The sequence below is a fragment of the Blautia sp. XA-2221 genome, from assembly GCF_028767025.1.
Classification (GTDB): domain Bacteria; phylum Bacillota; class Clostridia; order Lachnospirales; family Lachnospiraceae; genus Blautia_A.
Map to the genome: position 1 here is coordinate 23397 of NZ_JAJQXX010000019.1, position 9893 is coordinate 33289.

Below are 9893 nucleotides of genomic sequence, written 5' to 3' on the forward strand. Positions count from 1 at the left end.
TCTTGTTTTTACCTCAATATATTCTTGCCATTTCTATATAGATAGAGTATTCTTTACATAAAGAAAATTTATTTAAGGAGGATATTTTATGGAAAAATCAAAAGTATACTATACCAGCATGAGAACCGGATTTGACAATGGACTTCTGAATAAACTGAAACGCCTGATCAAAAAAGCAGGTATCGGAAACATTGATTTTGACGGAAAATATACCGCCATTAAGATGCATTTTGGAGAGCCTGGTAATCTGGCATTTCTTCGCCCCAATTATGCAAAAGTGGTTGCAGATACTGTAAAAGAACTTGGTGGAAAGCCATTCCTCACAGACTGCAACACTCTTTATGTGGGTGGGCGCAAAAATGCACTGGATCATATAGAAAGCGCTTATGTCAATGGATTTTCACCACTTTCTACCGGCTGCCATATTATCATCGGCGACGGACTTAAGGGAACAGATGAAGTATATGTACCAGTAGAAGGTGGAGAATATGTAAAAGAAGCCAAAATCGGACGCGCAGTTATGGATGCGGATGTATTTATTTCTCTGGCTCATTTTAAGGGACACGAATGTACAGGCTTTGGCGGAGCACTGAAAAATATCGGAATGGGCTGCGGCTCCCGCGCCGGAAAAATGGAAATGCACAGCGCCGGAAAACCTCATGTGGAAAAAGATCTGTGTATCGGATGCCACCGCTGTGAAAAAATCTGTGCTCATGATGCGCCTCAGTTTCAGTATAAAAAAGCTTCTATTGATCACAATAAATGCGTAGGCTGCGGAAGATGTATCGGAGTCTGTCCAAAAGATGCCATTGTTGCAGCATCTGACGAATCCAATGATATCCTGAACTGTAAAATCGCAGAATATACAAAAGCTGTTGTTGACGGACGTCCGGCTTTTTATATTAACCTGGTAATCGACGTATCTCCTTACTGCGACTGTCATGCAGAAAACGACGCAGCCATCGTCCCGGATGTTGGATTTTTTGCCTCCTTTGACCCGGTGGCTCTTGACACTGCCTGCGCAGATGCGGTAAACGCCCAGCCGGTGATCTCTAACACCTGCCTTTCTGAAGCAGATCACGAAGGACACGACCACTTCGGAGCCATGTTCCCCACTACAGACTGGAGAATCTGCATTGATCACGCAAAAAAACTTGGTCTTGGCACAGATGAATATGAGCTGGTAGTCATAAAATAAAGGTCATACCCATGAAAAAAGGACCCTGGATTCTTAGGAACCCCGAGTCCTTTTTTAGAAACTGTTCTTTTTTACAGATCTTTCTTTACGTCTTTTCTGTTTATTACATTCTCTGCTGTTACTTTTTATTTTCCAAGTTTTCTCTGTATAGCTTTTACGATCTCCATGATCGGGATGATCAGAACTGCAAGACCAAGAGCGATCACATATTCTGTGAAACCAATCGGTGTAAACTGGAATGCTTTTGCAATAAACGGAACCTCAATCACAATGGTTGTGAGGATCAGTGAAACAAGCATTGCACCATACAGGAATTTGTTATGGCTGTTCAGTTTAAAAATAGAACCTCGACGGCTTCTCATATTAAGAGAATGACAAATTTCCACCATGGACAGAGTAAGGAATGCCATAGTTGTTCCGTCTGCGCTGTTTACAAATTCCCATGCGCCTGATTCAATTCTGTGACCTACCAGATAAGAGATCATAACCAGAGCAGTTACAACGGCGCCCTGGAAAAATACATCAAATCCCATTCCGCCGGCAAAAATGCCTTCCTTCGGATCACGAGGTTTTTTCTTCATAATGTCTGCTTCGCTCTTTTCAAGTCCAAGCGCCAGAGCCGGGAAGCAGTCTGTGATCAGATTGATCCAGAGAAGATGTACCGGTTTCAGTATGGTAAATCCGATCATTGTGGAGAAAAAGATTGCCAGTACCTCTGCCAGGTTGGAAGCAAGCAGGAACTGAATGGCCTTACGGATATTCGCGTAAATACGACGTCCTTCTTCTACCGCTGATACAATGGTTGCAAAGTTATCGTCTGCCAGAACCATGTCTGCTACGTTTTTGGTTACATCTGTTCCGGTGATTCCCATACCCACGCCAATATCAGCGCTCTTAATGGACGGGGCGTCATTGACGCCGTCACCGGTCATGGCTGTGATCATGCCTTTCTTTTTCCATGCATTTACAATACGCACTTTATGCTCCGGCTGAACTCGTGCATATACAGAAAACTCTTCAATTCTGTTCTGAAAATCCTCATCACTGATCTCATTGAGCTGTGCGCCAGTGATAGCCTGAGAAGAATCGGAAAGGATTCCAAGTTCCATACCAATGGCAACTGCGGTATCTTTGTGATCTCCGGTAATCATAATCGGACGGATTCCTGCTTCACGGCACTCTACGATGGCAGCCTTAACCTCAGGGCGAACCGGATCGATCATTCCAGAAAGTCCCAGATAGGTAAGCTCCTGTTCCAGAAATTCAGGTTCTGTACTCTCCGGCATTTTGTCCCATTCGCGAAATGCGCCACAGAGAACACGAAGAGCCCTGTCTGCCATTGCTTTATTGCTTTTCAGAATAGAAGCCCTGATCTCTTCTGTCATGGGAACCCTTGCTCCGTTTACCACTGCATGAGTACAGCATTTCAAAACTTCATCCGGCGCACCTTTGGTAAACTGGATGATCTTGTTTTCTTTTGTTTTATGAACGGTGGACATCATCTTTCGCATGGAATCAAAAGGAGCTTCTCCCACACGTACATATTCTTCTTTTAACTGTGTTTTTGGCAGACCGTTTTTGGCTGCATCGTTTACAAGAGCACATTCTGTAGGCTCTCCCACTGCCTCTCCCGCTTCCGCATCGTATTCTGCATCGGAACAGAGAGCCATAGCAATCTCCAGGTTCTGTTCATTATCAGCCACATGCTCCACAACTGTCATTTTGTTCTGAGTCAATGTACCTGTTTTATCAGAGCAGATGATCTGTGTACAGCCAAGAGTTTCCACTGCTGTCAGCTTGCGGATGATAGCATTACGTTTGGACATATTTGTTACGCCAATGGAAAGTACAATGGTCACAACTGCTGCCAGACCTTCCGGGATTGCCGCAACTGCAAGAGATACTGCAACCATAAACGTGCTGAGAATAGTGTCGCCGCTAATTCCTGAACGGAACAGTCCTACCGCAAAAATAACTGCGCAGATACCGATAACAAGAACGGTAAGAATCTTACTCAGCTGGTTCAGCTTTATCTGGAGAGGTGTCGCATCGTCTTTTGCCTGTGAAAGGGCCTGAGCGATTTTACCCATTTCTGTGTTCATACCGGTTCCCGTAATGACGACTTTACCACGTCCGTAAACAACCGTAGAACCCATGTAAGCCATATTCTTGCGATCGCCCAGGGGAACGTCCTTCTCTCCTCCAAGCTGAAGAAGATCTGTAATTTTGTTTGCCGGGACAGACTCTCCTGTCAGAGCAGCTTCCTCAATCTTCAGACTGGCAGATTCAATAATTCGTCCGTCAGCCGGAACTGCATCTCCTGCTTCCAGAAGTACCACATCTCCGGGAACAAGCTCATCACTTTTCAGTGTCACTACCTTTCCGTCACGCAGTACCTTGCTGGTAGCCGCTGCGATTTCCTGCAGAGCCTCAATTGCAGCTTCCGCTTTGCTTTCCTGAACAACGCCCAGTACCGCATTGATAATCACAACTGCAAGAATAATAATAACGTCGGCAAAAGATTCGCCTTCATAAAAAGCTGTGATTCCGGAAATTGCTGCCGCCACGATCAGGATAATGATCATCGGATCTGCAAGTTCCCCTAAAAATCTTTTTAAAAGAGAAGTCTTTTTTCCTTTTTCCAGTTCATTCTTTCCGAATTTGGACAATCTCTGCTGTGCTTCGCCTGTTGACAGTCCCTGCTCAGAAGAATTCTGTTCTTTTAAAACTTCCTCACAACTTGACAGATATTCTTTCATATTGCCTCCATTTCTGTGCAGTATGTTTAAGTTTCTGCACGATTTTGTTTTATTTCTGCGGGCATTTCCAAATAAATTTATCCGGTCTGCCAAAGAATACGGCGTATGATATCTACTCCTTTCTGACACTTCCCCTGTCTTTCATTATACCCGGATTCTGCTTTTTCAAAAAATAAAAAGACTTACCTAAGGATTCCTCCCAAAGATAAGTCTCGCTGTTTCAAACAAAACCAGGTCTCCCGGCCATGATGTTGATTCTGTTACGCCTTTACGGTGTCAGCTACTCCCTTACACCTGTTGTATTCATTGGTGCTATTATGCATCATTTTTCCGGAAAATGCAACTGTTTTTTATATTTTCTTAATATCGTTTTCTTTTATTTACAAAGTAATTCAGAATTCCTCCCCCAATAATGATCACAAGCGCTACAGCCACTACTCTTTTGGCAGCCTCCTGAGGAAGCTGTCCTTTTGATCCAATAGAATCACTGTAAAACAAAAGTGTATATTCCACCTCATGAGGAGACCCCATAGCTATTGTATCGGCAATCACAGAAACAGGTTCGTCCATTGCCGTTACAGGTATCTCAAAAACAGAATTCATCCCTTCTTCATTAATCGGAAGATATTTTTTGCCATTTACTATCATATAATCATAATTCGGACTGCTCCACTGAAGTTTTGCATACGCCAGTCCATTTCTGATTTCAAAAAGTGTGGGAGATGAAATTCCTGCCTTTCCGCTTCCACCTTCCAGATCCACCTGTATCGAATATTCTCCGTCTTCCAGATTCATTTTTACAGCATCACTTTCTGTTTCGGTGTTTTCTTCTATATTACGCTCTTCTGATACTTGTCCCCATACCATTTCTCCTGTTCCTTTTTCAGAATATAATCCAACAAGACCAACTGTCAGAAGAATGACTGACAGCTTAAAAATCCGGTTCTGTATTTTTTTCATGTTATCATTTCCTCATTTCTGTATTTCGTTAATCTGATCATCCGATCAATTCCCGGACGTTTCCGATTAACAAGATAACTCTGCTGGTATTGTCAAAGTTATCTGTGTATTACTATAACACAGCTTTATACAGGAAGTAAATCATTACTGTATGTAAAAATATAAATATAAATTTTTTTCCTTTTATGGTACAATACTATTTGCATAAATCGTGATTAAATGACGGATACAGAAAGATGAGGATTTTTTATGACATTTATCAGTGCTTTTAACGTACTGGGTCCGGAAATGATCGGGCCCTCCAGTTCTCATACAGCAGGTGCCTGTTCCATTGCTCTCCTTGCACAGCAGATGGCAGACAGTCCTATAAAAGATGTAGAATTTGTCCTTTATAATTCTTTTTCTCAAACCTATAAGGGACACGGAACAGATCTGGCTCTTCTCGGCGGAGTTATGGGCTTTGCAACAGATGACAAGCGTATACCGGACGCTTTTTCCATTGCAAAAGAACGAGGCATTTCCTATCGTTTTGTCGAAGCCGCCGATGACCCTGACATTCACCCAAACACAGTTGATATTCATATCACCTGCGAAGGAGGACGTTCTTATTCAGTCCGAGGAGAGTCCCTTGGCGGCGGAAAAATGCGTATCAGCAGAATCAATCATATTGACGTGGATTTTTCCGGAGAATACAGTACACTGATCATAGTTCACTATGACAGACCGGGAGTTCTTGCTCACATCACAGGATGTCTCAGCGAAAAAAATGTCAATATTGCTTTTATGAAGCTTTTCCGAGAAACAAAAGGCGATATTGCCTACAGTATCATCGAATTTGACGGTACCCTTCCAGAAGATGCGGAAGCTCAGATTTCACTGAACTCCAATGTTCAGGATGTTATTTTTATACCAATTCAAAGGAGAATGTAATTATGGATTTTAAAAATGCTCAGGAGCTACTGGAGCTTTGCCATACAGAAAATATGTCTATTTCTGAAATTATGAAAAAAAGAGAATGTATTCTGGGAGAAACAACAGAAGCAGCCATCTATGATCAGATGAATCATTCTCTTCAGATCATGCGAGATTCTGTAGCCTCTCCCATCCGATCTCCGAAGAAGTCTATTGGAGGTCTGATCGGAGGGGAAGCGCAGCTTGTAAATCAACACCGGATCAACGGTAATTCCATCTGCGGATCTGTTCTTTCCAAAGCAATTTCCTATTCTATGGCTGTTCTTGAAACAAATACAACCATGGGACTGATCGTTGCCGCTCCAACAGCCGGTTCTTCTGGCGTGATCCCAGGTCTCCTTCTGGCTCTTCAGGAAGAATATCACCTGGAGGACAGGGAAATCATCAATGCACTTTTTAATGCAAGCGCCATCGGCTATCTTGCTATGCGAAATGCTACTGTTGCAGGCGCTGTAGGCGGTTGTCAGGCTGAGGTGGGAGTTGCTTCTGCCATGGCGGCCTCCGCAGCTGTGGAACTTATGGGCGGAACACCGGATCAGTGTCTCCATGCAGCAACTTCTGTTCTTATGAATTTTCTTGGTCTTGTGTGCGATCCGATCGGAGGACTGGTAGAATGTCCCTGCCAAGGACGAAATGCTGCCGGCGTAGCTGTTGCTCTGACCGCAGCAGAGCTTTCTTTAAGCGGCATCAAACAGCTGATTCCTTTTGATGAAATGCTTCAGACCATGTACCAGGTAGGAAGACAGATTCCACCGGGGCTTCGCGAAACGGCTCTTGGAGGCTGCGCTGCTACCCCTACCGGAAAAAAACTGGGCTGTAAAATCTGTCTTAAATAAAATACATGAAATACAGATATGACAAAAACAGTTATTTTTGATATTGATAATACCCTTTACGATTATGACAGCGCACATCTTTCAGGCATGAAAGCACTTACAACTTATTGCATCAGAGAATTTAATATCTCTGAAAATCAGGTGCTTTCCTGTTACGGAAAAGCTATGAAGATCATATCAGAACGTATTGGCACAAACAGCGCTGCCATTCACAGCCGGATGCTTCGTTTTCAATGTATGACGGAACTTTTATCCCAGCCGCTTTTTCCTCATGTGGAAAATATGTATCATACTTACTGGGATACCATGATTACTGATGCCAGACCTTCACCTGGTATTCAAAAAGTATTGGAGGACTTAAAAGCACGTCATATCCGAATCGGAATCGGAACAGATATGACAGCCAGTATTCAGTTTAAAAAGCTGGAAAAGTTTGGTTTTTCTTCCTATATTGACTTCATTGTCACAAGCCAGGAAGCAGGCGTTGAAAAACCCCATCCACATTTTTTTGAAGTGTGCCTGGAAAAAGCTGGATGTACTGCTGATTCCTGTGTTTTTATTGGAGATAATCTGAAAAAAGATGTGCAGGGCGCCTGTGACTGCGGACTTTTTGGTGTCTGGTACAGTCAGGAAAGGCTCCCTGAAAAAGAAACTAAATTTCCTGTAATCACAACTTTTACTGATCTGAAAAAATTTCTCCAGGTGTGTAAGATCTTATGATTTTGCACATCTGCTTTTGATTAGGCTGTCATAGACATATCTTTCTGACTGGAAAACAGAATATTCCCTTCTCTAAATCACGCTGTATCTCCCGTTTCTTTCCCCTAAGGAATATATCATCACATTTTCCTTTTAATCATAAAGAAGTTTTATTATGGGTTCATCATAACCTGCAAAGCGAAAGTTTTCTGTATATATATTTGAAATATTCATATTGGATACATCTGAAAATAAATCAATATAATAAAATCCACCCTCTATTCTTAAATTTGCTAAACAATTTTCTGAGATTATCTGAAACATTCCATCTGTACATTTTGCTTTTTTCTTGTACCTTTTAAATTCTGCTGTTGCCAAAATATGAATTTCACCACTATATATCAAATTCATATTTTTATTACTTGTAATTAAAAATGGCAGAATAAAGCAATCCACATCATAATTAACGATCCATTTTAGTCCATAACGAGAATAATGTATCACATCAACTGTCCCATTATATATTTTTTTATGATTCGTTCTTGAAATTATAGAAAAGTCCCCTCTGTAATGCCACTTATCTTCTTCAAGTCCAAAATCATCATCAAATGAATACCCGTCAACTACAATTCCATTTTTATTTTTTTCAAAAATAGTATCTATCCATATATACATTTCTTGATCCACATTCATTTATAAGATATTCATCCTTTCAGCAAAATTCTTTCAATTATTCTGTTTTAAATATTTATAACATACTTTATTTAAGCCATTGATTTTAAATTACAATAATGCTTTCAGACCCATAAAAAAGTACAAAAGCAACTACTGAAACAAAAATTATGTAAATAAGAAATAAGTTTAATTTATTCTCTGCTTCATCTGGATTTTTTCGTTTTTGATTTTTGCAAAACAATAAATGGAAAAAAGGAAAATAAGGTCACCTATTAAAATCATTACAATATCCCATTTGTATGATCCCCCTCAATCTTTGCTTGCCACAGGTTCACTCCATCTGTTCAACTAATTAATAATATAGCCTTATTTAAAAATAACATTTTACTTAGGTACATCTACGGAGTAGCTTAGATAATCCCCTCGTTTGTTACTTTTTAAATCATTGTAATACCATAAATACATAGTTCTGTCGTATACATTGATTTCAATTACACCGTCTGGTTTTTGTCCTTCCACTTCCAATGAATAGATTTCTTTATCATGAGCATAACCGAAAACAAAACGATTACTTGGATAATTTGGATTTAAGTCTTGCTGAAAATCGCTCATTTTTAAAGAAGAACGAATAAGTTCTGCAATATCATCTAGTAATATCCTATCCTTTTTTGTTGTGATAGGAGAGGCATTCATAAATGCATATTGTATATATCCGTGTTGTGTTTGTTTCTTGCAACGGACCATCACAAGTCCTTGAACATTATCTTTATCAGTTCCAGCTCGATAGAATATCGTATCATAATCTTCGCCTTGCCATATATGTAAAATTTTATCAACATGGTTAAGAAAATCGGCAGGAACGGAAAGTTCCTCATTTTCAGCATTCAAAGGGGAGTTTAAAATTGCTTCTTCGATCGTGCCATAATATACAAGCATTTCATCATTTTTATCATAATCACTCATAGTAAATTCTACATATTGGTTATCTTTATTTTCTTCTTCGGGAACATAGGTATAACGACCGTTTTTAATGTGGTCATCATATTCAAAGTCAACAAACAAACCAATACCTATCAGTGCTATAAAAATCGAAACTATTGCTCCAATTATGATTAACATTAATTTCAAAATTTTTTTCATGATATACACTTCCTTAATCATTTCAAGTTTATCTATCACTATTTTTTTTAGTAAATCATCAGAAAATTGAGCAGTCATTACTTTTCTGCTATCTGTCATAATATTTTTTATCCCATACCTTATCAAGAGTGCAAGAATTGCTTACGCAACAAGCTCTTGACAACAATCCATGTTCTAAAAAATAGCAGATACTCAATCAGAAAAGGGATAATTATGCTGTGAAACAGTAGCAAAAAGACATCTCATATTTTATCTCTTTATATATAGGAAGCATTTTAAGTACAAAAAACCAGTACCCTTGTCTGGTACTGGCTTCATTGTCACCGGACGTTCCCTTCCCGGTTTCTGTTCGTAAATGACGTAAATAAAAGTTTCTGCAAATAAAAAAATAGCTCATTTCCTATAAAGAAAAAAGTAGCCTCACCGGCTACTCATATTGCACTTTCAAAACTACATACATGTTGACATTGGAATCATTTTAACCTTGCTTACTCTTTCAACGACTCGCCTGGTCATTTCGTGACTTCCGTCACTCAATGTCATTTGCTTCGCAAATGTCTGTCACAGTCTGGCAACATCCCTCTGTGAGTAAACTCACTCCGTTCTGCTCCCTTCCTGTTCCAGCCGCTCGTCTCAGCTTCTTGGTCAAGCCCT

At 40.2% G+C, this 9893-nt stretch carries 8 protein-coding genes; 4 read left to right on the forward strand and 4 right to left on the reverse strand.

Features of this window, described 5'->3' with window-relative positions; all coding sequences use genetic code 11:
* The first annotated feature begins 88 nt into the window (after nt 1–88).
* The gene (locus tag LU279_RS12870; RefSeq protein WP_274422888.1) at nt 89–1198 is read left to right on the forward strand and encodes a DUF362 domain-containing protein; all 1110 of its coding nucleotides are present in this window, start codon (nt 89–91) and stop codon (nt 1196–1198) included.
* Nucleotides 1199–1323: 125 nt separating this feature from the next.
* On the opposite strand, the gene LU279_RS12875 is transcribed toward LU279_RS12870, so the two are convergent.
* Both LU279_RS12875 and LU279_RS12880 read right to left on the reverse strand, forming a co-directional pair.
* Nucleotides 1324–3957, reverse strand: coding sequence for a cation-translocating P-type ATPase (locus tag LU279_RS12875; protein ID WP_274422889.1), 2634 nt, complete (start codon nt 3955–3957; stop codon nt 1324–1326).
* A gap of 360 nt (nt 3958–4317) precedes the next feature.
* Nucleotides 4318–4917 carry a hypothetical protein gene (locus LU279_RS12880; RefSeq protein WP_274422890.1) on the reverse strand — a complete coding sequence of 200 codons (600 nt, stop codon included), beginning with the start codon at nt 4915–4917 and terminating at the stop codon, nt 4318–4320.
* A gap of 249 nt (nt 4918–5166) precedes the next feature.
* Here LU279_RS12880 and sdaAB point away from each other — a divergent pair, with 249 nt between their 5' ends.
* Genes sdaAB through LU279_RS12895 form a run of 3 tightly spaced genes read left to right on the forward strand, consistent with a single transcriptional unit; the run spans nt 5167 to nt 7445 of the window.
* Complete coding sequence (gene sdaAB / locus LU279_RS12885) at nt 5167–5847, forward strand: L-serine ammonia-lyase, iron-sulfur-dependent subunit beta (protein ID WP_274422891.1); 681 nt, start codon at nt 5167–5169, stop codon at nt 5845–5847.
* A 2-nt stretch (nt 5848–5849) separates the two neighbouring features.
* Nucleotides 5850–6725, forward strand: a complete 876-nt coding sequence (gene sdaAA / locus LU279_RS12890; RefSeq protein WP_274422892.1) for an L-serine ammonia-lyase, iron-sulfur-dependent, subunit alpha — start codon at nt 5850–5852, stop codon at nt 6723–6725.
* An 18-nt stretch (nt 6726–6743) separates the two neighbouring features.
* Nucleotides 6744–7445, forward strand: coding sequence for an HAD family hydrolase (locus LU279_RS12895; RefSeq protein WP_274422893.1), 702 nt, complete (start codon nt 6744–6746; stop codon nt 7443–7445).
* Nucleotides 7446–7577: 132 nt separating this feature from the next.
* Here LU279_RS12895 and LU279_RS12900 read toward each other — a convergent pair whose 3' ends face one another.
* Nucleotides 7578–8117 (reverse strand): hypothetical protein, encoded by a 540-nt coding sequence (locus tag LU279_RS12900; protein WP_274422894.1) that lies wholly within the window; start codon nt 8115–8117, stop codon nt 7578–7580.
* A 366-nt stretch (nt 8118–8483) separates the two neighbouring features.
* On the reverse strand, nt 8484–9239 hold the full coding sequence (locus LU279_RS12905) for a hypothetical protein (protein ID WP_274422895.1): 756 nt from the start codon (nt 9237–9239) through the stop codon (nt 8484–8486).
* Nucleotides 9240–9893: the final 654 nt, after the last annotated feature.